The organism is Streptomyces sp. SM1 (assembly GCF_002910825.1).
Lineage (GTDB): Bacteria > Actinomycetota > Actinomycetes > Streptomycetales > Streptomycetaceae > Streptomyces > Streptomyces okerensis.
In genome coordinates this window covers 1-539 of the sequence record NZ_NEUB01000404.1, presented here as the reverse complement: position 1 = coordinate 539, position 539 = coordinate 1, and the positions used below count along the sequence as shown (strand labels likewise).

Genomic DNA, 539 nt, shown 5'->3' with positions numbered 1-539 from the left:
AGCCACAGGTGGTAGCCGCCGGACGGGACGTGCGGCAGGGCGAGTTGGGGCAGCCGCAGCCGGAGTGCGGCGGTCATGGCGTCGCGGCGGGCCCGCAGTGCGGCGGAGACCGCCCGCAGATGGCGCGGCCAGGCCGGCGCGCCGACGAGTTCCAGCGTGGCCTCCTGGAGGGGGCGGGGCACGAAGAAGGTGTCGACGACCTGGATGGCCCGCAGCCGTTCCAGTACGGGGCCGTGCGCGGCCAGGGCGCTCACCCGGAAGCTGGGCGAGGTGGCCTTGGTCAGCGAGCAGACGTGCACCACCACCCCGTCGGGGTCGTCGGCGGCGAGCGGGCGGGGCAGCGGTCCCGCGTCCTCGTGCACCAGCCGCCGGACGAAGTCGTCCTCGACGACGAACGCGCCCGCCGCGCGGGCGATGCGCAGCACCTCGCCGCGCCGCTCGGGGGCGAGCACGGCGCCGGTGGGGTTCTGGAACAGCGGCTGGCAGACGAACACCCGGGCGCCCGACGCCCGGAACGCGTCGGCGAGCAGCGCGGGCCG

Annotated in this window: 1 protein-coding gene; it reads right to left on the bottom strand. The window is 77.0% G+C overall.

Annotated elements, in window-relative coordinates:
- A partial coding sequence (locus B9S61_RS10285) for an aminotransferase class I/II-fold pyridoxal phosphate-dependent enzyme (RefSeq protein WP_146064769.1) occupies window positions 1-539 on the bottom strand: 539 nt, incomplete at both ends.